This is a genomic window from Streptomyces sp. P9-2B-2 (assembly GCF_030406865.1).
Classification (GTDB): Bacteria; Actinomycetota; Actinomycetes; order Streptomycetales; family Streptomycetaceae; genus Streptomyces; species Streptomyces platensis.
Genome location: NZ_CP129126.1, coordinates 7,514,120 through 7,538,815 on the forward strand (window position 1 = coordinate 7,514,120; position 24,696 = coordinate 7,538,815).

Genomic DNA, 24,696 nt, shown 5'->3' on the forward strand with positions numbered 1-24,696 from the left:
GGCCGCGATGCCTTTAGGCAGCAGGCGGCGCGTACTGGGAGGAATGGGGAGTTAGAGATGACGCAGGATCAGGGGCGCGTTGTACAGCGGACGTCCGTTGTGGGGGAGCGATATGCGGCGGCTGTTGCACGGTACTTCGAGGCGTGGAATGCGCGGGAGGAGGGGGCGTTGGGCGAGGCCGTGGAGGCGGCGTTCGGTGTGGAGGTGACGTATACCGATCCGCTGGCCGATGTTGCGGGGCAGGACGGGCTGGTGGCTGTGATCGGTGGGGCGCATGCGCAGTTCCCCGGTTATGTGTTCCGGCAGGTGGGCGAGGTGGACGGGCACCACGACATCGCGCGGTTCGGGTGGGAGCTGGTCAGTGTGGCGGACGGGGCGGCGCCGGTGGCCGGGTTCGATGTGGTGCGGCTGGGGGAGGACGGGCGGATCCGGTCCGTCCTCGGGTTCCTGGACCGGGTGCCGGGTGTGTGAGTCCGTTGGTGGCAGCAGCCCCCTATAGCTCCGCGTTCCGCAGATAGGCCGCTGTCTCCGGATCGGCCGGCAGGAGGGTTTCCACCGCCAGTTCGGAGACCGTCACATCCATGGGGGTGTTGAAGGTGGCGATGGTGGAGACGAAGGACAGCACGGTGTGTTCGTGCTCGATCAGCATGGGGAGGGCGAAGGGGGCGGGTGCGCCGGCGGTGGCCGATTCGCGGCCGCCGGGTGGCAGGGGGTAGGCGCTCACCTCGTCGTAGAGCGCGCGCAGGGGAGCGGAGCGCAGCAGGGCCAACTGCCGCTCCATCTGGGAGAGAAGGTGGCCGCGCCACTCCCGGTAGTTGCGGATGCGCGGGGCCAGGCCCTCGGGGTGCAGGGTGATCCGCATGGCGTTCAGCGGCGGCTCCAGCAGCGCCGGAGCGATGCCCGCCAGCAGCATGGTGATCCCGCGGTTCGCCGCCTGGACCTGGTAGGTCCCGTCGACGACCAGCGCGGGAAACGGTTCGTAGCCGGTCAGCAGCCGTTCCATGCCGGCGCGCAGGGCGGTCATCGACGGGTCGTCCAGCGGGGTCTCGGGGAAGGTCGGGGCATAGCCCGCCGCGATCAGCAGGGCATTGCGCTCCCGTACGGGGACGTCGAGATGTTCGGCGAGCCGGAGCACCATCTCCTGGCTGGGGCGGGAGCGGCCGGTCTCGATGAAGCTGATGTGGCGGGCGGAGGAGTCGGCGCGCAGCGCCAGTTCCAGCTGGCTGATCCGGCGCCGGTCGCGCCATTCGCGCAACAGCGCGCCCACACCCGTGGTCGTCTCCGGCGACGACGCCGCAGCAGTTGTCATGGGAGGGACGGTAGCCGAGGGGTGGGAGGCGGCGAGCCGGCCGACCCCTACGGGAGGGTGGGGATCCAAGGGGCGGACGCCATCCTTACGGCGGCGGGCCCCCACCCCTACGGGAGAGGTGCCTGCCGCGCCGCCGATACGCGCGAAAGGAGCCCCGGCGTGACACGCTGGGATCGGCGCGGCCGCCGCGGCAGCGGGGGGCTGCCCGGACCGCGCGACGTATCGGAAGCCGGCTCCTCGGCGGCCGGCCCACACGGCGAGAGGTGAGCAGTGATGAATGCTCAGGTGGAACCGCTCAGTGACAAGGAGATCGAGGGGCGCCTCGCGGAGCTGCCCGGGTGGTCCGTGGAGGGGGACTCGCTGCGCCGTCACTATCTCTTCCACGGGCATGTCCCGGCCGTCGCCATGGTCGTCCATATCGCGCAGATCCAGGAGGAGTTGGGGCACCATGCCGATCTCACCCTGGGCTACAACCGGGTCGGCATCGCGGTGAACACCCACAGCATCGGCGGCCGGGTCACCCACCTCGACTTCGGGCTCGCCCGCCGTATCGAGGACATCGCGCCGGGCCACGGGGTGCGCTGACCCCGTAGCCGCTCAGCTGCCGCTGCGGGGCCGTACCACCCGCCCCGCGCGGGCCAGCTCCACATTGAACTGGGCGCCGGACAGCAGCGACAGGTGGGAGAACCACAGCCAGATCAGGAACACCACCGGCCCGGCGAGCGAGCCGTAGAGCCGGTTGAAGGTGCCGACGTACGAGGCATAGAGGGCGAATCCGGCGGAGGAGATCAGCCAGAGCAGCACGGCCACCACACCGCCGGGGGCCGCCCGGCGCACCCCGCGGGAACTGGGCGGCCCGGAACGGAACAGCACCATCGCCAGCACCGTGGCCAGAAGCAGCAGCAGCGGCCACTTCAGCAGGTTCCAGGTCGCCTCGCCCGCCTCGCCGAGCCCCACGGCCCGGCCCAGCGCGGTCGCGATCGGGCCGCTCACCAGCAGCGCCACCGCACTGCTGATCAGCAGCGCCATCAGCAGCAGCGCCGTGAACAGGATGCGCGGCGCCTTGCGCCACGGCGGCCGGTCGTCCTTCGTACGGTGCATGGCGTGCAGTGCGCGGCGGAACACCGCCAGATAGCTGCACGACGACCACAGCGCACTGATCAGGGCGCCGCCCAGCACCACCCACGCGGCGGTCTGCTGGTGCGCCATCCCGACCAGCGCCCGGTGGACGGTCGGGCCCGACTCGGCCGGGGCGATCGAACTGATCTGGTTGATGAGCTGTTCGGTGGCCGGCGGATCGGCGAGACCGATCAGCGACACCGTGACGATCAGCGACGGCAGCAGCGCCAGCACCGAGTAGTACGTCAGGCTCGCGGCCCAGTCCGTCACATCGTCGTGCCACACGGACAGCGGCGTACGGCGCAGCGCGGTACGGATCTGGGCCCAGGTCGGCAGCGCGGCCGGCTTCCTCGGCCCCGCCGCCCCGAGTGCCCGGTCCAGCTGTGTCGAGTCCAGCCCGCGGCGCATACCGCTCCCGCCCATGTCGTATCCGTCCTTTCCGTCGGTCCGCCCTGCATCATCTCCCGTCCCGGACGCCGCCCACGCCACACGGCCGGCCGGTGCCCCGCTCAGTCCAGCCCGCGGGCCCGCTTGAACCGCACCAGCCCGTCCGCCAGGTCCAGCACCGGATCCGGGTAGTCGTACGCCGCCCGCTCGGGCCCGGACAGCGTCCAGGGCCGGTGCACCGCCGCGCCCGCGAGACCCGCGAGCTCCGGCACCCAGCGCCGTACATAGTCGCCCCGGGGATCGAACCGCCGGGCCTGGACGAGCGGATTCAGCACCCGGTTGGGCCGGGTATCGGTGCCGGTGCCGGCCACCCACTGCCAGTTGAGCTGGTTGTTCGCCATATCGCCGTCCACCAGCAGATCCAGGAAGTGCCGCGCGCCCACCCGCCAGTCCACATACAGCGTCTTGGTCAGAAAGCTCGCCACCAGCATCCGGGCCCGGTTGTGCAGCCACCCCTCGTGCAGCAGCTGCCGCATTCCCGCGTCGACCACCGGATAGCCGGTACGGCCCTCCTTCCAGGCCGTCACCTCGGCGCGGTCGAAGCGCCAGCGGTCACCCCTGGCGCGGTAGTCGGCGCGCGCCGCGTCGGGACGGGCCGCCAGCACCTGATGGTGGAAGTCCCGCCAGGCCAGCTGCCGTACGAACGCCTCGGCACCGGCGTCGCTCCGGCCGGCCGCCTTGTGCACCAGCTCCACCGGCGACAAGCACCCGAAGTGCAGATACGGCGACAGCCGCGAGGTGGCGTCGCCCGGCAGATCGTCCTGCCGGTCCTGGTAGTCGGCCATGCCCGACCGCTGCCAGGCCCCGAACCGGCGGCGCCCCGCCCGTTCACCGCCCTCCGGCAGCGCGGGCGACGGCGTGCCGTCCGGGCACAGCACCCGTGCGGACGGCAGCTCCTCGGACCGCACCTCGGCGGGCACCCGTACGGAGCGGGGCGCGGGCAGCACCGACCGCCGCCCCGCCGCCTGCCAGCGCCGGAAGTACGGGGTGAAGACCGCGAAGTGGTCCTTGCCCGGACCGGCGGGCAGCACCGCGCCGGGCGGCAGCGCCGTGATCACCGCGTCATGGACCACCAGCGCCCGCCCCGCCGACGCCAGCTCCGCCCGCAACCGCCGCTCCCTGGACAGCGCATAGCCGCTCACCCCGGCCGCGAGATGCACCTCCCCGGCCCCGGCCTCCGCCGCCACCCGGCAGGTCTCGGTGACCACGTCCCCCGTACGGATGACCAGCCGACCGCCCCGTTCGCGCAGCCCCGTATCGAGATCCGCCAGCGCCTCGGCCAGAAAGGCCGCCCGGTTGGGCACCACGAACCCGGCGTCGGCGATGCCCGTGTCGACGACGAACAGCGGTACCACCTGGCGCGCGGCGCGCAGCGCGGCATGCAGCACCGGCTGATCGTGCAGCCGCAGATCGGAGCTGAACAGGCAGATCGCTACATCCATGCCCTACGTCTACACCGAACGGCGTCGCGCGGGGCGGCGTTCGAGGGCGCCCGCCCGTCAGCCGGGCGCCCCGCCCGTCAGGAGAAGGGCAGCCCGCGCCACGGCGAGGACGGGTCCTGGGTGAGCACGCGGTGCAGATGCACCGCCTCCGCGTACTGCGGCCCGAACCAGCCGTTGTCGAACGCCAGCATCCGGCCCAGCGCATAGCCCGCGGCGAACTCCTCCCACGAGCCGTACGCCTCCCGGGCCCGCGCGGCGACCTGCTGCACGGCCTGCTCGGCCTGGGGCGGTGCGCACAGCCGGGCGCCCAGGCCCCAGCGGACGAGATTGACCGCATGCGCGAGGTCCAGCGCCACCAGGGACACCACCCGGCCGTCGGCCGGCAGCAGCCCGTCCGCGCGGAACCGCTCCTCGTACCGGGTCACCAGCTCGGGAACGGCAGGCGATTCCGCGGCGTCCCGGGACCCCGCGGTCTCCGGCTTCTCGCCGGCCGCGTCCTCCGGGGCCCCGGCATCCCGGGCCCGGGCCCGCAGCGCCGCCTCGGTCTCCGCCGGTACGAACTGCCCGCCCAGCAGCTGGTCCAGCCGCTGCTGCCAGCTGGCGGGATCGGTCACCGACCACTGGTCGCGCAGGGTCTGGGCGTCCGCGGCGTGGTCGAGGAAGGCCGTGCCGAGTTCATTCCACGGCACGCTGTGGTGCACCGCGATCGGCGCACCGCACGCCAGCCCCTGCGCGACGGGGCCGTGCAGCGCACTCCCGTAGTGCGTGACGAGCAGCCCGCCGGGCCGCACCCCGACCTGGGCGCGGAACCGCAGCCAGCCGGCGCGGTGGCCGGGGGACGCGGCGAGATACGCGGCGCACGGCGTCCCGGGGTTCACCGCGAGCCGCCATTTGTCGTTCGGCCAGTCCTGCGCCAGCTCCTCCAGCGAGACCCGGTCGAAGAACTGCTGCGGCTGCCACGGCGGGAGCATGCCGCGGGTCAGGACGGGAATGCATTTCGCACCCGCCGCCGGGTCGTCGTAGACGGGCAGCGGGTCCTGCCCCTGCTGGGGTACCGCCAGATACAGATCCTCACCGGCGATCGCCGCGACCTGACCGTCCCAGTCCCCACGCGCCGTTGCTTCGCACAGCCGCCGCTCGGTATCCGTCGGCGGCATCCATCCCGGAGTAGCCACAGGCCAAGACCCTACGATCACCCCTGCTCCCGGGGGAACGTGGGGCCGCCGGCCCGCAGGATTGCACGCGCACCACCCGTCACGGAGGCTCGACGTATGAGCGACCACGACCGTCCCGGCCCCGGGCACCACCACCGGCACGACAGCGTCCACCCCGACTGGGAGATGCTCGGCCCGGACCTAGAACGGGGCGCCGAGCTGTACACACCGCTCTACGAACAGGCCGCGTCCTGGCTGCGCGAGGCGGCCACCGCTGCCCCCGGCGGAGTGCGCAGGGTGCTCGACATCGGCAGCGGTCCGGGCGTCGTCAGCTGTCTGCTGGCCCGCGCCTTCCCCGACGCCGAGGTGGTGGCGGTGGATGCCACCGGGGCACTCCTGGAGCGGGCCCGCGACCGGGCCGCGCGCCTGGGCCTCGCCGACCGGGTCCACACCCAGCTCGCCGAGGTCCCGGACGGACTCGACGCCCTCGGCGGCGCCGACCTCATCTGGTCGAGCAAGGCGCTGCACCACGTCGGTGACCAGCGTGCCGCGGTCGCCGCCCTGGCCGGTCATCTGCGGCCCGGCGGACTGCTCGCCCTCGCCGAGGGCGGCCTCACCCCGCGCTTTCTGCCGCGCGACCTCGGCATCGGCCGCCCGGGGCTCCAGTCCCGGCTCGACGCGGCCGGTGAGGAGTGGTTCAGCGAGATGCGGGCGGCGCTGCCGGACACCGTCGACGAGACCGAGGACTGGCCCGCCTTCCTCGCCGACGCCGGTCTGCGCGCGCCGGGTACCCGCAGCTTCCTGCTGGATCTGCCGGCCCCGCTGTCCGCCGACGCCCGCGCCTACGTCGTGACCACCCTGAGCCGTGCGCGCGAGATGTACGGCGACCGCCTCGACGAGGACGACCGCACCGCCCTGGCCCGCCTCACCGACCCCGAGGACGCCGCCGGGATCACCCGCCGCCCCGATGCCTTCTTCCTGTCGGCGCAGACCGTCCACACGGCGCGGGCGTAGCGGGCCGGTTCGGCGGGCCAGGGGCCGGAAAGGCCCTGGCCCACCACCCGGCAACCGCCGCGCCCGCGCGCTTACTTGCCGTCCGAAGCGGCGGTCCGCGCCGGCTCGGAGCAGCCCTGATTCACTGGCTCTCGGATCAGCCCTGATCCATCGGCTTGGGAGTGATGACGGCGAACGTCGCGCCCTGCGGGTCGCTCACCACGGCCATCCGGCCGGCGATCATGTCGAAGGGCCGCTGCAGCGCCGCGCCGCCCGCCGCGGTCACCTTCTCGACCGTCGCGTCGGCATCCGCCACCGAGAAGTACGCCAGCCAGTGCGAGGGGGTGTCGGCCGGCATCTGCTCGGACATCGGCTGCATACCGCCCACCGGACGGTCGTTCACCTGGAGGGCGTAGTAGTTGTCGGCGCCCTCCATGGGGGCGCTCTCGACGCCGAGGGCCGACTTGTAGAACGCGGCGGCGGCCGACGGGTCGGTGGTGTTGAGCTCGTTCCAGATCAGCGCGCCGTGCTCGTTGACGATGCCGGCGCCGGCGAAGTCCCTGGGCTGCCAGATGCCGAACACCGCTCCCGTGGGGTCGGCCGCGATGCACATCCGGCCGAGCGTCATCACGTCCATGACCGGCATCAGGACCGTGCCGTCGGCCCCCCGGACCGCTTCGGAGGTGGCGTCCGCGTCGGCGGCCGCCAGGTAGGTGGTCCACACGGTCGGCGGTGCGGGCTGGCCGCCCATCTCGACCGCGGCCATGATTCCGGCGACCGGCTTGCCGTTGAGCTCACAGACCGCGTAGCCACCGGTTTCCGGGGGCCCGATCTCTCCGGTCCACCCGAAGACCTGGGAGTAGAAGTCGATGGCCGCTTGCTGGTCAGGGGCCGCGAGGTCGATCCAGCAGGGCGTCCCGGGCTGGTAGGGAGCTGTGACTTCAGGCATCAAGGCCTCCTCGATGGGGCGCCTCCCGCCGTTCAGGCATACGGGAGGAGCGGAACGCGGAGGGGTCGCGGCCCCGGTCGGCACGCCTCGGGAGCCACCCCACACTCACCCTCCACAGTCACCGCCGTCCGCCGAGCCCGCCACTCGGGTACGACTCGGCGCCGCCCGGAACAGCCGGGCGGCGCCGAGTCGTACCCGAGTGGCGGGTCAGACCACGTCGAAGGCGACCGGGTCCGGGCCGAGGCGGGTGCCGGTGTCCAGGCCGGCGAGCGCGGTGAGGTCCGCGTCGTCCAGCTCGAAGTCGAAGATGTCGATGTTCTCGGCGATACGAGAGGGGGTGACGGACTTCGGGATGGCGACATTGCCGAGCTGGACGTGCCAGCGCAGCACGACCTGGGCCGGGCTCTTGCCGTGCTTGGCGGCGAGCTCCACCAGCGTCGGGTGCTCCAGGAGGCCCCTGCCCTGGCCGATCGGCGACCAGGCCTCGGTGACGATGTTGTGCCGGGCGTGGAAGGCACGGGTGGCGGCCTGCGGGAACTGCGGGTGCAGCTCGATCTGGTTGACGGCCGGGACGACGGAGGTCTCGCCCATCAGCCGCTCCAGATGCTCCGGCAGGAAGTTGGAGACACCGATGGCCTTGGCGCGGCCGTCCGCGTAGATCTTCTCCAGGGCCTGGTAGGTCTCGATGTACGCGTCCCGGGCCGGGAGCGGCCAGTGGATCAGATACAGGTCCACGTACTCCAGGCCGAGCTTGGCGAGGGAGGTGTCGAACGCGCGCAGCGTCGCGTCGTGGCCCTGGTCGGCATTCCAGAGCTTGGTCGTGACGAAGAGCTCGTCACGGGCGATGCCGGAGGCGGCGAGCGCCCTGCCGGTGCCCTCTTCGTTGCCGTAGATCATCGCGGTGTCGATGCTGCGGTACCCGGCGTCCAGGGCCTGGCCGACGGCGGTGGCCGCCTGCTCGTCCTCGACCTGCCAGACGCCGTAGCCGAGCTGCGGCATCGCGACGCCGTTGTTGAGCTTGATGGACGGAACCTTGCTCACGAGGGGATCGATCCTTACGTCGGCATTCTTCTTCAGGGATGTCAACGATCATCCGCCGACACACATTCCCGTGCGGCGGAACGGGATGCCCGAAACGCGGAGTGTTCCCGGGCACGCCCCGTGGGCGGGGCCGCGTGGGCGCCCTCGGACGCGGGTGTGGCCCGGGTCGCGGCGGTGAGTTCGCAGAGCGCGAACGACCCGGCGCACAGCACCACCAGTCCGGCGCACAGCTCCAGGGCGCCGACCAGGCCCGGAAGCCCCTCGGGGACCGCGGCGGCGCCGGGGCAGAGGCCGTCGGTCACCGCCTGCCCGAGCCACAGACAGCCGCCGCAGGCGAACGCCGCGGCACTGCCGCACCAGGCCAGGAACAGCGGCGTACGCACCCGGAGCCCGGGCAGCGGGCCCGGCAGTACCAGGAGCAGCAGCCCGGCCGCGCCCGCGAGCGAGAGCAGGCCGGCGGCCCATTCCGACGCGGAGCCGATGACCGTACGGGCGGCCACATCGGCCGCCGCGACACCCAACGTCGAGCCCGCGCCCCACAGCACGTGCACGGTGCCCAGCGCCGCGAGCAGCACCGCGGCGGGCACCACGAAGATCCGCTGTAGCGCCCGGGTGCCGGTGTCCGGCAGCGCGTGCAGCGGACGGCGCAGCATGCCGCCCCAGCGCTGATGCGCGTACAGCACGAAGGCACCGAGCAGGGTGACGGCCTCGACGGTGAAGCCGCCGTAGACCACGCCGAAGACCCACGGGGCGAGGAAGTTGCCGGTGGTCAGCGGGTTGGCGGCGCCGGTGACCAGGGCGGTCACGCTGCCACCGGCGAGCCCCGTCATCAGCGGGATGAGCAGTCCGGACGCCATCCACAACGGGAAGGCCAGCAGCCAGGCCGGGGTACGGAGGCCGGCCGGGCGGGTGAGGGTGTGGGCCACCACGGCGGCGACGGCGTCCAGGAGGAAGGTGACGACATTGGCCGACACCCAGGCGGCGCGGCCGATGCGGTGGGTGTCCAGGACGCCGAGGTCGAAGCCCAGCACCCACAGCAGCTTGAGCGTGAGGTACGGGACGCAGGCGACGACCGCGATCCGGCCGAGGAGCGTGAGACGGCGGTTATCCATGGCAGGAGCCTCGCCGCCGACGGCCCGGGCGGCGTCCGTCCGGCGGACGATCCCACTCCGCCGGACGGGGGAGCCCGCGGCGTCACCCGGCGCCCACGGCCCCACCCGTCACGTCTGGTACAGCGCGTCCACCTCGACCGTGTAGGCCGTCTCGATCGCCTTGCGCTTGAGCTTCAACGACGGGGTCAGCAGCCCGTGTTCCTCGCTGAACTGGTTGGCCAGTATCCGGAACGTACGGATCGACTCGGCCTGGGAGACCAGGGTGTTGGCGGCGACCACGGCGCGCCGGATCTCGGTCTCCAGGTCCGGGTCGCGCACCAGGTCGGTGGGCGGCATCTCCGGCTTGTCGCGCATGGCCAGCCAGTGGGTGACCGCCTCCGGGTCCAGGGTCACCAGCGCGGCGATGAACGGCCGGTCGTTGCCGACCACGATGCACTGGGCGACCAGCGGATGCGCCCGCACCCGCTCCTCCAGGCCCACCGGCGAGACCGTCTTGCCGCCGGAGGTCACCAGGACCTCCTTCTTGCGGCCGGTGATCGTCAGATAGCCGTCCTCGTCCAGCGCGCCCAGGTCACCGGTGGAGAACCAGCCGTCGTGCAGCACGGCATCGGTCGCCTTGGGGTCGTTGTGGTAGCCATGGAAGATCTGTCCGCCGTAGAGCCAGATCTCACCGTCCTCCGCGATGTGCACGGTGGTGCCCGGGACGGGGGTGCCGACGGTGCCGAAGCGGGTCCGCTCGGGCGGGTTGGCGGTGGCGGCCGCGGTGCTCTCCGTCAGGCCGTAGCCCTCGAAGATCCGCACCCCGGCGCCGGCGAAGAACAGCCCGAGCCGGCGCTCCATCGCCGAGCCGCCCGACATCGCGTGCCGCACCCGGCCGCCCATCGCCGCCCGGACCTTGCTGTAGACGACCTTGTCGAAGAACTGATGCTGCATCCGCAGTGAGGCGCTGGGTCCGGAACCGGTCCCGAAGGCCTTGTGCTCCTGCGCCTCGGCATAACGGACCGCGATCTCGACGGCCTTGTCGAACGGCCCCACCTTGCCGTCCGCCTCCGCCCGGCGCCGGGCCGCGGCGAAGACCTTCTCGAAGATGTACGGCACCGCCAGGATGAAGGTGGGCTGGAAGGTCTGGAGGTCGGGCAGGAGCGCACGGGCCGCCAGCTCGGGCTGGTGGGCCAGCTTGACCCGGCCACGGATCGCGGCGACCTGGACCATCCGGCCGAAGACGTGTGCCAGCGGCAGGAAGAGCAGGGTGGACGCCTCGTCATCCGGCTTGGAGTGGAAGACCTTCTCGTAGCGGAGCACCATGTTGTCGGACTCGGCCATGAAATTGGCGTGGGTGATCAGACAGCCCTTGGGGCGGCCGGTGGTGCCGGAGGTATAGATGATCGTCGCCGTGGCGTCCGGGGTGACGGCCATCCGGTGGCGGTGGACGACATCGTCCTCGATATGCGTACCGGCCGCGGTCAGTTCGGCCACCGGGTCGGCGTCCAGCTGCCACAGCTTGCGCAGCTGCGGAAGCCGGTCGATGACCGAGCCGACGGTCATCGCATGGTCCTCGTGTTCGACCAGACAGGCCGAGACGCCCGCGTCGTGCAGCATCCAGAAGACCTGCTCCGCCGACGAGGTCGGATACAGCGGCACGGACTGGACGCCGATGGACCACAGCGCGAAGTCGAACAGGGTCCATTCGTAGCGCGAGCGCGACATGATGCCGACCCGGTCGCCGAACCGGACGCCCTGGGCCAGCAGGCCCTTGGCGAGGGCGAGAACCTCGTCCCGGAAGTGTCCGGAGGTGATGTTCTGCCAGTTCCCCGCGTCGTCCTTACGCGCCAGGGCGACGCGATCGGGATCGGTTTCGGCATGCTCGTAGACAGCGTCCGCCAGCCCGCCGACCCGGGGCGCGGTCGCCAAAGGCGGGACGGTGAACTCGCGCAATGACCCAGCTCCTCGTGGTGTTGCTCACAAGGCCGCGACCGTACCCCACCGTGACGGCATCCGGCAGAGCCGTACCACGTGGCGAACGCGGCAGCACAGGAAACGGCCAACTGGAGAAATCGGGTTACTCCGGAGAAGCACGGACACGGCTCAGCTGGTTCAACGCCGGACGATCACGGCGCCGGGACCATATCTGCACCAAATCTCTGCACGTGACAGCGGATCGGCCGACCTGTCCGGAACGCCGTCGCGGATCAGGGGAGCTGGAGGCGGTCGCCGCCCGCGAGGATCGCGTCGGCCAGTGCCTCCGCCGGGCCCCGCGCCGCGCGGTCACGCTGTCCGTACACAAGAACGAAATCCACGCCGCCCAGTTCCGGAAGTCCGGCACGTGGCTGAATCTTGACCAGACCTGGCGGGATCATGCCCCTCGTATGTGCCATTACGCCCAGACCTGCCCTGGTTGCGGCAATCAGTCCGTTCAGGCTTCCGCTGGTGCACGCGATGCGCCACTCCCGGCCGGCCCGCTCCAGCGCCTCCAGCGCGCGGGCGCGGGTCAGCGCGGGCGGCGGGTAGACGACCAGCGGGACCGGCCGCTGCGGATCGAGGCGCAGCCGCTCGGCCCCCACCCACACCAGCCGGTCGCGCCAGACCAGCCGTCCGTGCGAGTCCTCCGGACGCCGCTTGGCGAGCACCAGATCCAGCCGGCCGGCCGCCAGCAGCTCGTGCAGGGTCCCCGACAGCTCGACGGTCAGCTCCAGATCGACCTCGGGATGCTCCCGCCGGAACTCTTCGAGGACCTCCGGCATCCGGGTCAGCACGAAGTCCTCGGAGGCGCCGAAGCGGAGCCTGCCGCGCAGCCGGGTACCCGCGAAGAAGCTCGCGGCGCGCTCGTTCGCCTCCAGGATCGTGCGGGCGAAGCCGAGCATCGCCTCGCCGTCCTCGGTCAGCTCCACGGCATGGGTGTCACGGGCGAACAGCCGGCGCCCGGCGGCCTCCTCCAGCTTCCGTACGTGCTGGCTCACCGTCGACTGCCGCAGCTCGAGCCGGTGCGCGGCCTGGGTGAAGCTCAGCGTCTGCGCCACGGCGATAAAGGTGCGCAACTGGGCGGGTTCGAACACGGCTCTCCGTTCCTGGCCGGCCCCTGGGGCTGCGGCCCCTACGGCCCCTACGGCGCTTATCGCGGATCGGCATCACAGTGACCACGGTAAGCGGGGTTCCCGATGGCCGCAGGCCACGGCACCCTGGAGGAGCCCGCACCGGCCACCGTGCCCCGTGCCCCGTGCCCCGAGCCCCGTGCCCCCGAGCCCGGTGCCCGCCCCGAGCCGCCGAACGACCGAACCGAAGAGAGACCATGCGCCGCCCCCCTCTGCCCAAGCTCCCGTCCCGGCTGCCCGTGGACGGCTACCTCCTGGCGCTGGTGGGCACCGTCGCCCTGGCCGCGCTGCTGCCCGCCCGCGGGCCGGCCGCCTCCGTCGCCGAGGGAGCCGCCACCGGAGCCGTGGCGCTGCTCTTCTTCCTCTACGGCGCCCGGCTCTCGACCCGCGAGGCGATGGCCGGCCTGCGCCACTGGCGGCTCCATCTCACCGTTCTGGCCTGCACCTTCGTGCTCTTCCCGGTGCTCGGCCTGGCCGCCTGCGCACTGGTTCCCCAGGTCCTGCCGCCCACCCTCTACACCGGCCTGCTGTTCCTGTGCCTGGTGCCGTCCACGATCCAGTCCTCGATCGCCTTCACCTCACTCGCCCGCGGCAATGTCGCGGCGGCGATCTGCGCCGGTTCGTTCTCCAGCCTCGTCGGCATCGTCGTCACACCGCTGCTGGCGGGCCTGGTACTGCACGGGAACGGCGGCGGCTTCTCCGCCGGATCACTCGTCTCGATCGTCTGCCAGCTCCTGCTCCCGTTCCTCGCCGGGCAGTTGCTGCGGCGGTGGATCGGCGACCGGCTCACCCGGCACAAGAAGGCCCTCGGCCGGGTGGACCGCGGCTCGATCCTGCTCGTCGTCTACGCAGCTTTCAGCGCCGGTGTGGTCCAGGGCATCTGGCACCAGGTCTCCGCGCCGCGGCTGCTGTGCCTGCTGGGGGTGGAGGCCGTCCTGCTCACGGTGATGCTGTCCGCCACCTGGTACGGCTCGAAGCGGCTCGGCTTCCACCGGGCGGACCGGATCGCGATCACCTTCGCCGGCTCCAAGAAGAGCCTGGCGGCGGGCCTCCCGATGGCCAGCGTCCTGTTCGGCGCCCAGGCCGGCCTCGCGGTGCTGCCCCTGATGGTGTTCCACCAGATGCAGCTGATGGTGTGCGCGGTCCTCGCAAAGCGCTTCGCGGCTTCCGCGGGACCGGAGCCGATGGTGGCGGGCGGCGTTGGGGGAAGCCCGGCGGCGGCCGCGGGGGAGGTGGGGGTGAGTGGGGGGCGGCGGTAGGGCGTCAGGCCGGACCGGCCGCAGGGCCCGCCCGGCGCGTTCGCGTCCCGGCGGGCCCCGGCTTTCTCGCTCCGTGCTGATCAGTTCTTCGCGGCCCCGTGTACCCGGTCCAGTGGCAGCCCGAGGACCAGGGGGACGTTCGCCGGGGCGTTCTCGGTGCGTACGCGGGACAGTTCGGTGTCGGTCAGGGCTCGTCGGTAGACGCGTACCTCGTCCAGTGCGCCGGTGAACTGGAGGCGGCTGTCGGGCTTCTGGCCGAGGTGTACGCCGAAGACCGAGCCGCGGCTGACCGATCCGGGGACATCGGGGGCGACGGTGGTCTCGCCGCCGTCGACCGTGAGCAGCAGCCGGCCGCTGCTGCGGCGTAGCGCCAGATGATGCCAACTGCCGTCGTTGTAGGCGGAGTTGGTCACCGCCTGGGCGGAGGCAGCCGGTTGGGCGCCGTTGACGGCCGTGAGGCGGGCGACGATCCGGTGATGGGCGGGGTCGCCCGAGAGGGCGACCTGTGGGGCCCTGGCGCCCACACCGCCCATCCACAGCAGCGGTTGTTCGCCGGTGGTGGCGGCGTAGCGGAACCACAGGCCGGCGGTGAAGTCGTGGGTCCCCAGGGGCAGGGCGCGGCGGAAGGGGAGGCGGACCGCATCGTCGGTGCCGTCGAAGGACAGTGCCTGCCCGAAGCGGCCGTCGGTGCCGCGGACGCCGCCCAGGACGAGCGCCGGCCGGGCGCCGGGGGCGGTGTCGCGGGTCGTGGGATCCGGGGCGCGGCGGGGGCCGAGCCAGTCCTCGGTGAAGCGGGCGAAGCGGATCTCGTCCCGCGCGTCGACCGCACCGCCCTCGTACATCAGGCCGGTGACCTCGGGGGAGATGGCGACCAGATCGGAGTAGCCGGACCAGTCGGTGGTGACCCGGGCGCCGCGGTCGACGCCCTCCCAGGTGCGGCCCTCGTCGTAGGAGGAACGGATGGTCATGGTCCGGCGCCGGTCGGGGTCGGCGGGGGCCGCGAACAGGGTGCGGGCGCGGCCGCTGTGCGGATGCGGCAGACGGAGCGCCGAGCCCTGCACCATCGGGGTGTAGAGGTCGGGGAGGGCGCGGAACGGTGCGGCGAAGGAGTCGCCGCCGTCCCGGCTGACCGCCGCGGTGCGATGGCCCAGGTCGCTGCCGTCCTGTTCGCGTCCGTTGACGTAGATGGAGCCGTCGGAGCGTTCCAGGAGGGTCATCTCCGAGGGCTTCTGACGGAACGTCCCGTCGGCGGCGACGGGCCAGCTGTCCAGCGCGCCGACCTTCCAGGAGGCGCCGCCGTTGTCGCTGTGGATCAGGGCGGCATGGTTGGCGGTGACCCGGTGGTCCGCGTAGCTCTCGGCGTTCATGCTGAACACCAGCCGGCCCGCGTGCCGTCCACGGGTGAGCTGGATGCCGTGCACGGGCCCGGTGGCGTACCAGGAGTTCCACTGCGGCGGTCGGATGCTTGCGGTCAGGTCCCGGGGCGCGGACCAGGTCGCGCCGTCGTCGTCGCTGTACTGGAGGTGCGGGGTGCGATCGCAGGGGACGTCGCAGCTGAGGCCGTCGTTGCGGCCCTTGTTGTAGGTCTCGGCGAGCACGATCCGGCCGGTGCGGCGGTCCACGATGGGCGCCGGGTTGCCGTGGGTGTCACCGTTGCCGTGGTTGATGACCTGGAGCGGCCCCCAGGTCCGGCCGCCGTCGGTGGAGCGCTTGAGGACGAGGTCGATATCGCCCGCGTCGCCGCAGTCGTGCCGTCGGCCCTCGGCGAAGGCGAGCAGGGTGCCCCGCGCGGACTGGACGACGGCCGGTATACGGAAGCAGTAGTAGCCCGGGTCCTGGGCGGCCTTGAAGAGGATCTGCTGGTCGAAGCCGCCGGCGGGGGCGCCCGGCGCGCCGTCCGGTGCGGCATGGACGGGGGCGGCCGGCAGGAGGGCGAGGGCTGTGGCGGTCAGTGCGGCGAGCAGGGCCGCGGCGCGGCGGCGGGGTCTGCTGCGGGGGCTGGGGTGTGCGCGGAGAACTGACGTCATGGTCCGGCCTGCCCTTCGAGGCATCGGCGTCGGGTCATCAGGACATCCCACGTCCTATGTGTGCATCGCGACGGAAGCTACTGCCGCGTGCGGACCGCGACAAGGAGCGTGCGTCGGTTCTCCGTGCCGCAGCCGGAATTCACTCTCCCGGCCCGCAGGCACTGCGCCGGGTGCGCCGGGAGCGCCGACTGCGGTGCGGGGGCCGGGAGTGCCGCGTGGGCCGGGTGCCCCGAATGTGCCGCAGGCGCCCGCCGGGCCTCACGGCCGCAGCACCACCTTTCCGAGGTTGGCCCTGGCCTCGATGATCTCGTGCGCCTTGGCGGCCTGGGTCAGCGGCAGTTCGGCATGGACGGCGGCCCGCAGCCGGCCGGAGCCCGTCAGCTCCCACAGCTGGGCCCGGTGCTCCTCGTACAGCTCCCGGTGGACGGTGGAGAAGTGGCGCATCGTCAGCCCGGTGATCGTCTTCGCGCCCGCCAGCAGCTCATACGCCGGGACCGTGCCGCCACCGGAGTTGAAGAAGATCAGCCGGCCGCCGGGGGCCAGCGCGGCCAGGGCGCGCGGCAGCAGCTCGCCGCCGACACCGTCCAGCACGATGTCGACGGGCGTGCCCCAGGACTCCTGGCCGTAGGTCACCACCTCATCGGCCCCCAGTTCGTGGAGGAACTCCGCCTTGGCGGCCGAGCTGACGGCGGCCACCACCCGTGGCACCCCCTGGAGCTTGGCCAGTTGGACGGCGAGATGCCCGGCGCCGCCGGCCGCGCCGGTGATCAGTACGGACTCGGCGCCCTGTGGTGCGGCGGTGCTGAGCGCGGCGAGCGCGACATGCCCGCCGCGCACCAGCGCCACCGCCTGCACCGCGCTCGCCCCGTCCGGTATCCGGCTCGCCAGAAAGGCCGGGGCGAGGGCGAGTTCGGTGTACGAGCCGGTGAGGGTGAGCGAGGTGACGCGGTCGCCGGGGGCGAAGCCGGTGACGTCCGGGCCGAGCGCGACGACCGTCCCGGCGATCTCGCCGCCGGGCATGGCGGGCAGCGGGTCGCCGCCGCCGTTGCCGTCGCCGCGCACTCGCCGTACGCACGGCAGCGTGACGCCGATGGCCTCCGTACGGACCAGGAGTTCACCCGGGCCGGGCACCGGCGCCGCCGCCTCCTCGACCCGCAGCACGTCGGGACCGCCGTAGGAATGGAATCGGACGCGGCGCATGCGCAGCACCTCCAGGTGTGTCGGCCGGTGAGCACCGGCGAGCTTCATTGGGTGGCCCAACGATAGCCCTAAATTATTGGGTACTCCAATGGTTTTTCGTTGGGTTCTCCAATGGGTTCTCGGTACGGTGGCCCCATGGCCGACACCCCCTACGCCCCCAGCCGTATCCGCGCGCTCCCCAGCTGGCTGCTGGGCCGCGCCGCCGCCCGCGGTCACCGCCTGGTCGCCGACGCGCTGGCCGCCGAAGGCATGCGGATGATGCATCACGCCGTTCTCTCGGCGGTCGACGAACTCGGCCCGGTCTCCCAGGCGGAGCTCGGCCGGACGCTGGCCATCGACCCCAAGGACATGGTCGCGATCGTCAACGACCTCCAGCAGGACGGGCTGGTGACCCGCACCCCCGACCCCAAGGACCGGCGCAAGAACGCCGTCGAGATCTCCGCCGACGGCCGCCGGCGGCTGCGCCGCACCCAGCAGCTCGGCGACGAGGCCAACGCGGAGCTGACCGCGGCCCTGACCCCCGCCGAACGCGAGCAGCTGATCGCGCTGCTGACCCGGATCGCGCTGCCGGCGGGGTGACGCGTGGCCGCCGGGCCGTGCCGGGCGCCCGCCTCAGCCCGTGGGGGCCGCCGCGTCCAGGGCGATCCGGTGCTCACCCGCGTACACGTTCATGGAGCTGCCGCGCAGAAACCCGACCAGGGTCAGCCCGGTCTCGACGGCCAGATCGACGGCGAGCGAGGACGGCGCCGAGACCGCGGCCAGCACGGGAATGCCCGCCATCACCGCCTTCTGTACCAGCTCGAACGACGCCCGGCCGGAGACCATCAGCACAGCGGAGGACAGCGGCAGCCGCCCCTGTTGCAGCGCCCGCCCGACGATCTTGTCGACGGCGTTGTGCCGCCCCACGTCCTCCCGGATGTCGAGCAGCTCACCGTCCGCCGTGAACAGCGCCGCGGCATGCAGACCACCCGTCCGCTCGAACACCCGCTGGGCCGCCCGCAGCCGGTCCGGGAGGGCGCTCAGCGTCTCCGGGGCGATCCGGACCGGGGTGTCGGGGGACGTGTCCAGGGTCCAGTGGGCCGTGGTGCGCACCGCGTCCAGGCTGGCCTTGCCGCACAGCCCGCACGACGAGGTCGTGTAGACGTTGCGCTCCAGGCTGATGTCCGGGAGCGGAACCCCGTCCGCGAGCCGGACATCGACCACGTTGTAGCTGTTGCTCCCGCCTCCGCTCCCGCCCTCGCTCTCCGCTTCGTCCGGGCCGGCGGTGCCCCCACTGGTGGCCCCCGCGCAGTAGACGATGTTCGCCAGTTCGTCGGCGCTCGCCAGGACGCCCTCGCTGACGAGGAAGCCGGCGGCGAGCGCGAAGTCGTCACCGGGGGTGCGCATGGTGATCGCCAGCGGCTTGCCGCCGACCCGGATCTCCATCGGCTCCTCGGCGACGAGGGTGTCCGGGCGGGTGCTCACGGCACCGTCGCGGATGCGGATGACGCGGCGTCGCTCGGTGACCCGTCCCATGTCTGATCAGTCCCGTCCGCACCGGTCCGGCCTGGTCCCGGTGCTGTATGTGCCGAGGGCCGGAGCGGCCCCTGATACGGATCGCCGTGGGCCACCGGTGCCGTGCGGGCGAGGTGACCTTGACGTTCGCATTCTCCTGCACCTGGCGGGTGCGGTGGTGCGCCGCGTAGGGGGCGTGTACGCGCCGTAGTCGCGTGCCTGCGGATCGCTTCCCGGGGCGGGCCTTTCCGGCCGTACGGGCCGCGCGCCCCTGGCGAATCCGCGGCTCGTCGGCGGCCGTCGCCGGGCCCGCGCGGCCTGACCCCCTCGTGCCGACGTGGCGTCAGTTCTTCAGCTCGCGGCCGCCGAACGCGCCCGAGCCATCGGCCGTGGCCCAGGCCGCCGCCAGCCCGGCCTGGTCCAGCGTCCGCCAGTCCGGGGAGTCCTGCACCAGGAACCGGCCCAGCCGCCGTCCCAGCTCGACCATCGCCCGGCCGGTCCGCCCACGCTCGGCGCCGTACGCGTCCAGCGCATCCGGCCGCTCCGGTACGGCGCGCAGTGCGGCCTCCAGGGCGGCGGCGTCCTGGAGCGCCTTCACCGCGCCGCCGCCGGTGTGCGGGCGGGCGACGGTGGCGGCATCGCCCGCGAGCAGCAGTCGGCCGGCGGTGTAGCGCGGCGCCGTGAAGTCGTACATGGGCTGGATGAAGCAGTCTTCACGGGGCGTCAGCCGGATCAGCCCGCCCCAGTACGGCGGCAACAACTCATCGGCCACATAGGTGAGATGGCGGTGCAGGGCGTCGGTGAGGGTGCCGGGCGGCAGGCTGGTGGGGGAGGCCGAAGCCAGGTCGAGGCCGGCCGGCGGGGCGGTGTACAGGACCCAGTTGGCGCGGTGGCCGCCGTGGCCGTCCGGGATGCGGTAGATGATGACGTGGCCGCCGGGGAAGACGACGTAGATGCAGTCCTCCACCGCCCAGGGCGTGGCCGGCAGGCCGGGGAGGTCGAGCTCCGCCAGCCGCTCGGCGGGGATGGCGCCGCGCCAGGCCAGATAGCCGGCGTAGTCGGGCCGTACCTCGGGAAACGCGGCGGCACGGACCGTCGAGCGATAGCCGTCCGCACCGATGACCAGGTCGAAACGCTCCGTACGGCGGCCGGCGTGGTCCCGTACGCCGTCGCTCGTGCCGCTGCTGTCGCTGCCCCCGCCCTCGCCGCCGTCGAACCGCAGCGTGGCGCCGTCCGAGGCCTCGCTGACCCCGGCCACCCGGACGCCCGACCGGAAGACGGTGTCCTCCGGAAGCCTCCGCCGTAACTCCCGCCAGAGCGGCCCCCAGCAGTACGAGCGGAACGGGAAGGGCAGGACGCCGAGCCGGTGGCCGAGTGGCGCGGTGCCGTCGCGGAGGTACCAGCGGCGGGTGGTCAGCTGCACCCACGGCATCGCGGTGTCCAGGTAGCCGGCGGCCGCGAGTTCGGCGTAACGGGCGTTGTGCACCGCCAGGCCGACGCCGCGGTCCGCGAGGCGCCCGGTGGTGCGCTCAAGGACGGTGATCCGGCCCGCGCCGGCGCGATGCGCGGCCAGTGCCGTGGCGCAACCGGCGATACTGCCGCCCACGACGGCGACCTCGGCCCCTGCGATCCGAATGTGATCCGTGTTCATACGGTGCGTGCCCCCTGCACTGTCCGGCGGCCGGTGGTCGGTCGGCGCGCTGCGGTCGACGGGGCACATTCTCACAGGAGTTGTCCCTGGCCGGACAGGATGCGTGCGGCGGGGCGGCGGGTCGCCCCCGGACGGCAGAGCAGGAAAGAACAGCACGAATCAAGGGAAGACGGAGGGATGGCCGGGCCCCGGTGTGGGTAGGTGCTTGAGCCGGGGACGGATCAGCGCCCCGCATCCGGGGCCGGCCATTGCCGTGGCCCCGCGCGAATCGGCCCGGTGGCGGGATCTGTGGGGGATCCCGCTACCGGGCGTAGCGCAGTCACCGCCCGTCCCGACCCCGGCCATTCGGTCCGATCTGCGAGACCAGCCCAGGTCACCGGCCTTCATCCGGGTAATGTGCAGCCGATCAGGCATGACGTACCCGAAGCAGGACACCGCACCGGGCACCGGACCGACCATGAATGGCGAGACGCACATGAGCGAAGGGACCGCACCGGCGGCCGGCGAAGCGGCCTCCGTTGCCGACGAGGCGGCCCGTGAGCGGCTGCTTTACCTGCGCGGCAGTATCGACAACCTCGACGCCGCCCTGGTGCATCTGCTCGCCGAGCGCTTCAAGTGCACCCAGCAGGTCGGCGAACTCAAGGCCCGGCACAGCCTGCCGCCCGCCGACCCGGCCCGGGAGGCCGCGCAGATCGAGCGGCTGCGCCGGCTGGCCGAGGACGCCAGGCTGGACCCGGCCTTCGCCGAGAAGTTCCTGAACTTCATCATCGGAGAAGTGGTTCGACACCACAAAGCCATCGCTCACCAGGCTTCTACCAGCAACGATGAGCGGAGCGAAGAGGCTCAAGCTCCCGCTGAGTGATCATCTGGGAGACACCTGGGAGATCAACTTTGTGAGGCGAACTTCGCCGAGTCTTCCGACTCCCAAAGGGCGCCAACCGAGATTACGCATTGCCTGCTCGAAGATTTCTTGCAGGCCGTCAAGGCGTTGCTGGCGCATTTTCGGTGGCGTCGCTGGCGCGGGCGGGCGAAGGAGATCGTCGAGGCCTGACAGGTATGGGCCGTCGCACTCGCGGCGGCCCACGCTGCGAGCAGCCGTTCGTAAGCGTCCTGCTCCTCCGCAAAGAGGGGGCGTCCGGTGCGGGCGGCCATGAATTCGCGCATCGCACGGTTGGACTCGGCGGTGGCGTCGGAGACGCAGGTGGTCGCCATGGGGCGAATCCTATGGCCGGGGGCCGGCAAGCGCACACAGATCGGGCCGTAGGCTGCTCGCATGATCCGTGCAGTTGCCTTTGATATTGGGGAGACGCTGATCAGCGATGACCGCGGGTGGGGCGCGTGGGCCGACTGGCTCGGCGTGCACAGGCACACGCTGTCGGCTCTGGTCGGAGCGGTCGTGGCGCAGGGCCGGGACAACGCCGATGCGCTCCGGCTCGTCCGTCCGGGCATCAATGTGGAGGCTGAGCGGGTAGCGATGGAACGGGCAGGCCGTGGCGAGTGCCTGGAAGAGTCGGACCTGTACCCCGACGTCCGTCCAGCGCTGGCTGCTCTTCGACGCGCCGGGGTTCGTGTTGTCGTGGCCGGCAACCAGACGGTGCGGGCCGGCGAGTTGCTGCGGGCCCTCGACTTGCCGGTGGATGCCGTCGCGACGTCTGGGGAGTGGGGCGTGGCCAAGCCGGCAGAGGCGTTCTTCACGCGCATCATCGAGCTGGCTCAGGTCCCGGCGGGCGAGGTGCTGTACGTCGGCGATCACCCGCAGAATGACGTGCTGCCAGCGGCTCGCGCCGGGCTCCGTACGGCCCACCTGCGCCGTGGCCCGCTCGGGCATCTGTGGGCGGACAGCGAGGACGCGCAGGCTGCTGACGCCCGAGTCACGAGCCTGACAGACCTGGTGGACGTGGTGCACTCCCTGTAGGCGTCAACGGGACGGCCCCGCCCACGAGATGCGGGCGGGGCCGTCTGCGTTCCCGGACCGTGACGGCGCGGGTACGTTTCGGAGTGGCTGCACCGAACGGAGACCAGTATGCCCAGCATCGTGTATCGCGGGGTAGGCCCCCGCATCGCCTACGAACGCCGCATCGCCAGCCTCACCCAGGCCGACCTGGCACGCGCGGCCGGCGTCGGTCTGGGCACCATCCGGAAGATCGAGCGCGGTGAACGCGGCGTATCCGACGCCGTCCTGGATTCCATCGCTGACGCGCTCGACATCGACCCGGCCCGTCTGCTGCCCGACAAGGAGCGCCCCGACGAGCGCGTACACCGGGCCATGCCGGGGCTCTCCTCGGTACTTGCGACCTATGACGTACCCGGCGACGGGCCGTGCCGCTCACTGCCGACCCTCACTGAGGCGGTCGCCTCAGTCGTCGCGTGGCGGCTCGGTGCACAGTATGTGCGCGTGGCTCGTGCTGTGCCGGATCTGCTGGCTGAGTTGTGCCGTGCGTTGCAGGGAGCAGCACCGGGCGACCGCCCCGCCGTCGCCCGGTTGTTGGTGGACGCATGCCGGGCCGCGGACGCGGTCGCCTATAAGTATGGCGCCCGAGACCTGTCGGCCCGCCTGATCGACGTGATGCGGTGGGCTGCCCAGCAGGCGGACGACCCGGTGGTGGACGCGACGACGGCGTATGTTCGGACGGAAACATTCTTTGCCGCCAGGGCGCATGCTGCTGGGTTGCGAGCCCTCGAACTCGCCGTGGACCAACAGGCGCTGAGGACTTCGGCGCCGGAGGCCGTTGCTGCCCGTGGCGCCCTGCACATGCGTGCTGCTGTGATCGCGGGCAGGGCTGGTGACGGCGACTCGGCAGAGACGCACCTCGACGCCGCACGCGTCCTCGGCGATGAGGTTGCGGAGGGCGTGTACAGCGGCACGGCCTTCGGCCCGGACAGTGTCCGCATCCACGAGGTATCTGTGGCGGTCAGCCTCGGGGATGACCACCTGGGCAGGGCACTGAAGTTGGCACGCGAGTGGGCGCCACCGCGGGACCTGCCGGCCGAGCGGCGGTCGGGTTTCTATATCGAGCTGGGACGGGCGCAGCTGTGGTCAGGCCGGCCGGATGCGGCGTTCGAGTCGCTGAAGGTAGCGCGTCGGATTGCTCCGCAGCACGCCCGGGAACATCGGTGGGTTCGGGAGGACGCGGCCACTCTGCGTCGGCTGAAGCGCGCGGATGCTGAGAGCTTGTCGAACTTCGCCGAGTGGTGTCACGCCGGGGCGGGTGCCTGAGAGGTACCCCTCACAGGGGTACTTGAGGGGTACCCGTGGGGCGAGTCTCTTCCTGAGCCCACCGGCAGGGAGAGACCGTGACTGTAACGAACGCTCCGCCTGACATCCCGCTTGCAGACCCCGACGTGAGTATCGTCCGGCTGCATGGCGAGGCGTGCTATTGGTGCGGCGCAGCTCACAGCACTCTCACGCCAGCTGGGTCAGTTGCCACTCCGGTCGATGATCGTGGCGGCATTCGCGTCTGGTTCATCGTGGCTTGTCTGTCGCACCGGGACCGGAGGCCGCAGTGATTTCGCGCGCCGAACCGGGCGCCGAACAGCGGCTTGCACCCACTCTTCCGATCGACGCCGAGACCATCAGCGCGACGATCCGTCGGGCGCTGAGCCTTGGTGCCGCCCGGCCCGAGCTGGACGAACTCGCCGCCGCACAGGAGGACCTGCGGGGGCACATCGCGCTCCTTCTCCCTCTGGTGCGTGCGGATCAGGCCCGGCTGCCGCAGGACAGCGGTCTCACGCACATGGTGGCCGCCCGGCTGGTCGGGATCGCCGAGCGGGCGGGACAGTCGCTACGACCTGACACGCTCGCGGCCCACTCACAGGTGGCCGGCACCGCCCGTGACTGTCAGTACCTGCTGGCCATGCACACCGCGGCGACGGCCCCGTGACGCCCCGCCAGCGCCGCATCCTCGTGTACTGGACGTGGCTCGTCGCGATCTCCTTCGTGATTGTCGTCGGCAGCATCGCGGGTGGTGACGGCTGTGGATAGCCAGTGCGCCTGCGGCTCCACCCTCAACCTGCGTGTCGTGGAGGTCGACACCGCGACCGGGCCCGCGAGGACGGTCACGTGCTGCGGTGCCTGCGCCCATTTCCCGGCCGGGCCATCAATCCCAGACGGCGTCGCACGCGTGCTCGCACGACGCGCCGGCGTTCGTTCCCCCGGCGAGCCGAGACGGCTTCGCCCCTGAGACCCCGCGGCGTAGACGTCCCCCGTCGTCGGCGCCGCGGGCCCGCCGGCCGCCGCGCACCTCACCGCGGTGGCCGGCCCCAAGACCCCCGCCCCGGCCGAATCTTCCTTGGCCGGACTGCTCGGCCGGGACGGGTCGGGCCTCCGCTGGAGGCCCCGCAAGTGCACACCGACGCGGGGATGGACCCCGCGCCGATCAAGCACCTGGAGGTGCAGCATGCGGTACCGCC

At 72.2% G+C, this 24,696-nt stretch carries 23 protein-coding genes; 9 read left to right on the forward strand and 14 right to left on the reverse strand.

What is annotated here, in order from left to right:
* Positions 1-57: 57 nt before the first annotated feature.
* Positions 58-471 carry a nuclear transport factor 2 family protein gene (locus QT196_RS33040; RefSeq protein ID WP_168482367.1) on the forward strand — a complete coding sequence of 138 codons (414 nt, stop codon included), beginning with the start codon at positions 58-60 and terminating at the stop codon, positions 469-471.
* Positions 472-493: 22 nt separating this feature from the next.
* Here QT196_RS33040 and QT196_RS33045 read toward each other — a convergent pair whose 3' ends face one another.
* On the reverse strand, positions 494-1,309 hold the full coding sequence (locus QT196_RS33045) for a helix-turn-helix transcriptional regulator (protein WP_266732242.1): 816 nt from the start codon (positions 1,307-1,309) through the stop codon (positions 494-496).
* Between the two features lie 273 nt (positions 1,310-1,582).
* On the opposite strand from QT196_RS33045, the gene QT196_RS33050 reads away from it, so the two are divergent.
* On the forward strand, positions 1,583-1,894 hold the full coding sequence (locus QT196_RS33050) for a 4a-hydroxytetrahydrobiopterin dehydratase (protein ID WP_168482369.1): 312 nt from the start codon (positions 1,583-1,585) through the stop codon (positions 1,892-1,894).
* 12 nt (positions 1,895-1,906) lie between these two features.
* Here the strand turns inward: QT196_RS33050 and QT196_RS33055 are convergent, their stop codons facing one another.
* The 3 genes from QT196_RS33055 to QT196_RS33065 form a co-directional block, all read right to left on the reverse strand.
* A complete protein-coding gene (locus tag QT196_RS33055) occupies positions 1,907-2,851 on the reverse strand; it encodes a YihY/virulence factor BrkB family protein (protein WP_168482370.1) in 945 nt (314 codons plus the stop codon).
* An 86-nt stretch (positions 2,852-2,937) separates the two neighbouring features.
* Entirely contained in the window at positions 2,938-4,317 is a 1,380-nt protein-coding gene (locus QT196_RS33060) for a deoxyribodipyrimidine photo-lyase (RefSeq protein WP_266732245.1), read from the reverse strand.
* 77 nt (positions 4,318-4,394) lie between these two features.
* Positions 4,395-5,474: a DUF1266 domain-containing protein gene (locus tag QT196_RS33065; RefSeq protein ID WP_168482371.1), complete on the reverse strand. Its 1,080-nt coding sequence runs from the start codon at positions 5,472-5,474 to the stop codon at positions 4,395-4,397.
* Between the two features lie 114 nt (positions 5,475-5,588).
* On the opposite strand from QT196_RS33065, the gene QT196_RS33070 reads away from it, so the two are divergent.
* On the forward strand, positions 5,589-6,485 hold the full coding sequence (locus QT196_RS33070; RefSeq protein WP_168482372.1) for a class I SAM-dependent methyltransferase: 897 nt from the start codon (positions 5,589-5,591) through the stop codon (positions 6,483-6,485).
* Positions 6,486-6,621: 136 nt separating this feature from the next.
* Here the strand turns inward: QT196_RS33070 and QT196_RS33075 are convergent, their stop codons facing one another.
* The 5 genes from QT196_RS33075 to QT196_RS33095 all read right to left on the reverse strand — a co-directional run bounded on the left by QT196_RS33075 (position 6,622) and on the right by QT196_RS33095 (position 12,619).
* Positions 6,622-7,413, reverse strand: coding sequence for a VOC family protein (locus QT196_RS33075; RefSeq protein ID WP_168482373.1), 792 nt, complete (start codon positions 7,411-7,413; stop codon positions 6,622-6,624).
* Positions 7,414-7,620: 207 nt separating this feature from the next.
* Positions 7,621-8,454 carry an aldo/keto reductase gene (locus tag QT196_RS33080; protein WP_168482374.1) on the reverse strand — a complete coding sequence of 278 codons (834 nt, stop codon included), beginning with the start codon at positions 8,452-8,454 and terminating at the stop codon, positions 7,621-7,623.
* 41 nt (positions 8,455-8,495) lie between these two features.
* On the reverse strand, positions 8,496-9,566 hold the full coding sequence (locus QT196_RS33085; protein WP_290356243.1) for a hypothetical protein: 1,071 nt from the start codon (positions 9,564-9,566) through the stop codon (positions 8,496-8,498).
* Positions 9,567-9,674: 108 nt separating this feature from the next.
* Positions 9,675-11,501, reverse strand: a complete 1,827-nt coding sequence (locus tag QT196_RS33090; RefSeq protein ID WP_211117481.1) for an AMP-dependent synthetase/ligase — start codon at positions 11,499-11,501, stop codon at positions 9,675-9,677.
* 254 nt (positions 11,502-11,755) lie between these two features.
* Positions 11,756-12,619, reverse strand: coding sequence for a LysR substrate-binding domain-containing protein (locus QT196_RS33095; RefSeq protein ID WP_290356244.1), 864 nt, complete (start codon positions 12,617-12,619; stop codon positions 11,756-11,758).
* A 233-nt stretch (positions 12,620-12,852) separates the two neighbouring features.
* Here QT196_RS33095 and QT196_RS33100 point away from each other — a divergent pair, with 233 nt between their 5' ends.
* Positions 12,853-13,914, forward strand: a complete 1,062-nt coding sequence (locus QT196_RS33100) for a bile acid:sodium symporter family protein (protein WP_290356245.1) — start codon at positions 12,853-12,855, stop codon at positions 13,912-13,914.
* An 80-nt stretch (positions 13,915-13,994) separates the two neighbouring features.
* Here the strand turns inward: QT196_RS33100 and QT196_RS33105 are convergent, their stop codons facing one another.
* Complete coding sequence (locus tag QT196_RS33105; protein WP_290356246.1) at positions 13,995-15,941, reverse strand: sialidase family protein; 1,947 nt, start codon at positions 15,939-15,941, stop codon at positions 13,995-13,997.
* Positions 15,942-16,199: 258 nt separating this feature from the next.
* Complete coding sequence (locus QT196_RS33110) at positions 16,200-17,141, reverse strand: zinc-binding dehydrogenase (protein ID WP_266732260.1); 942 nt, start codon at positions 17,139-17,141, stop codon at positions 16,200-16,202.
* Between the two features lie 135 nt (positions 17,142-17,276).
* On the opposite strand from QT196_RS33110, the gene QT196_RS33115 reads away from it, so the two are divergent.
* Entirely contained in the window at positions 17,277-17,720 is a 444-nt protein-coding gene (locus tag QT196_RS33115; RefSeq protein ID WP_266732262.1) for a MarR family winged helix-turn-helix transcriptional regulator, read from the forward strand.
* Positions 17,721-17,753: 33 nt separating this feature from the next.
* Here the strand turns inward: QT196_RS33115 and fdhD are convergent, their stop codons facing one another.
* The gene (fdhD, locus tag QT196_RS33120; protein ID WP_168482379.1) at positions 17,754-18,656 is read right to left on the reverse strand and encodes a formate dehydrogenase accessory sulfurtransferase FdhD; all 903 of its coding nucleotides are present in this window, start codon (positions 18,654-18,656) and stop codon (positions 17,754-17,756) included.
* A gap of 322 nt (positions 18,657-18,978) precedes the next feature.
* On the reverse strand, positions 18,979-20,286 hold the full coding sequence (locus tag QT196_RS33125; protein ID WP_290356247.1) for an FAD-dependent monooxygenase: 1,308 nt from the start codon (positions 20,284-20,286) through the stop codon (positions 18,979-18,981).
* A 475-nt stretch (positions 20,287-20,761) separates the two neighbouring features.
* Here QT196_RS33125 and QT196_RS33130 point away from each other — a divergent pair, with 475 nt between their 5' ends.
* The gene (locus QT196_RS33130; protein ID WP_290356781.1) at positions 20,762-21,148 is read left to right on the forward strand and encodes a chorismate mutase; all 387 of its coding nucleotides are present in this window, start codon (positions 20,762-20,764) and stop codon (positions 21,146-21,148) included.
* Between the two features lie 23 nt (positions 21,149-21,171).
* Here QT196_RS33130 and QT196_RS33135 read toward each other — a convergent pair whose 3' ends face one another.
* Positions 21,172-21,498, reverse strand: a complete 327-nt coding sequence (locus QT196_RS33135; RefSeq protein WP_290356248.1) for a hypothetical protein — start codon at positions 21,496-21,498, stop codon at positions 21,172-21,174.
* 61 nt (positions 21,499-21,559) lie between these two features.
* On the opposite strand from QT196_RS33135, the gene QT196_RS33140 reads away from it, so the two are divergent.
* The 3 genes from QT196_RS33140 (at position 21,560) to QT196_RS33150 (ending at position 24,167) form a co-directional block, all read left to right on the forward strand.
* On the forward strand, positions 21,560-22,201 hold the full coding sequence (locus QT196_RS33140; RefSeq protein ID WP_168482381.1) for an HAD family hydrolase: 642 nt from the start codon (positions 21,560-21,562) through the stop codon (positions 22,199-22,201).
* Positions 22,202-22,309: 108 nt separating this feature from the next.
* Entirely contained in the window at positions 22,310-23,503 is a 1,194-nt protein-coding gene (locus QT196_RS33145) for a helix-turn-helix transcriptional regulator (protein ID WP_290356249.1), read from the forward strand.
* 286 nt (positions 23,504-23,789) lie between these two features.
* The gene (locus tag QT196_RS33150; RefSeq protein WP_168482383.1) at positions 23,790-24,167 is read left to right on the forward strand and encodes a DUF6415 family natural product biosynthesis protein; all 378 of its coding nucleotides are present in this window, start codon (positions 23,790-23,792) and stop codon (positions 24,165-24,167) included.
* Positions 24,168-24,696 lie beyond the last annotated feature (529 nt).

Excerpts from the sequence above, each read along its gene's own strand:
- QT196_RS33135 (WP_290356248.1), bottom strand. The coding sequence starts at position 21,498 with ATGGCGACCACCTGCGTCTCCGACGCCACCGCCGAGTCCAACCGTGCG.
- QT196_RS33105 (WP_290356246.1), bottom strand. The coding sequence starts at position 15,941 with ATGACGTCAGTTCTCCGCGCACACCCCAGCCCCCGCAGCAGACCCCGC.
- fdhD (WP_168482379.1), bottom strand. The coding sequence starts at position 18,656 with ATGGGACGGGTCACCGAGCGACGCCGCGTCATCCGCATCCGCGACGGT.
- QT196_RS33130 (WP_290356781.1), top strand. The coding sequence starts at position 20,762 with ATGAGCGAAGGGACCGCACCGGCGGCCGGCGAAGCGGCCTCCGTTGCC.
- QT196_RS33100 (WP_290356245.1), top strand. The coding sequence starts at position 12,853 with ATGCGCCGCCCCCCTCTGCCCAAGCTCCCGTCCCGGCTGCCCGTGGAC.
- QT196_RS33040 (WP_168482367.1), top strand. The coding sequence starts at position 58 with ATGACGCAGGATCAGGGGCGCGTTGTACAGCGGACGTCCGTTGTGGGG.
- QT196_RS33045 (WP_266732242.1), bottom strand. The coding sequence starts at position 1,309 with ATGACAACTGCTGCGGCGTCGTCGCCGGAGACGACCACGGGTGTGGGC.
- QT196_RS33115 (WP_266732262.1), top strand. The coding sequence starts at position 17,277 with ATGGCCGACACCCCCTACGCCCCCAGCCGTATCCGCGCGCTCCCCAGC.
- QT196_RS33065 (WP_168482371.1), bottom strand. The coding sequence starts at position 5,474 with ATGCCGCCGACGGATACCGAGCGGCGGCTGTGCGAAGCAACGGCGCGT.
- QT196_RS33145 (WP_290356249.1), top strand. The coding sequence starts at position 22,310 with ATGCCCAGCATCGTGTATCGCGGGGTAGGCCCCCGCATCGCCTACGAA.
- QT196_RS33075 (WP_168482373.1), bottom strand. The coding sequence starts at position 7,413 with ATGCCTGAAGTCACAGCTCCCTACCAGCCCGGGACGCCCTGCTGGATC.
- QT196_RS33050 (WP_168482369.1), top strand. The coding sequence starts at position 1,583 with ATGAATGCTCAGGTGGAACCGCTCAGTGACAAGGAGATCGAGGGGCGC.
- QT196_RS33060 (WP_266732245.1), bottom strand. The coding sequence starts at position 4,317 with ATGGATGTAGCGATCTGCCTGTTCAGCTCCGATCTGCGGCTGCACGAT.
- QT196_RS33125 (WP_290356247.1), bottom strand. The coding sequence starts at position 20,286 with ATGAACACGGATCACATTCGGATCGCAGGGGCCGAGGTCGCCGTCGTG.
- QT196_RS33110 (WP_266732260.1), bottom strand. The coding sequence starts at position 17,141 with ATGCGCCGCGTCCGATTCCATTCCTACGGCGGTCCCGACGTGCTGCGG.
- QT196_RS33070 (WP_168482372.1), top strand. The coding sequence starts at position 5,589 with ATGAGCGACCACGACCGTCCCGGCCCCGGGCACCACCACCGGCACGAC.
- QT196_RS33085 (WP_290356243.1), bottom strand. The coding sequence starts at position 9,566 with ATGGATAACCGCCGTCTCACGCTCCTCGGCCGGATCGCGGTCGTCGCC.
- QT196_RS33140 (WP_168482381.1), top strand. The coding sequence starts at position 21,560 with ATGATCCGTGCAGTTGCCTTTGATATTGGGGAGACGCTGATCAGCGAT.
- QT196_RS33055 (WP_168482370.1), bottom strand. The coding sequence starts at position 2,851 with ATGGGCGGGAGCGGTATGCGCCGCGGGCTGGACTCGACACAGCTGGAC.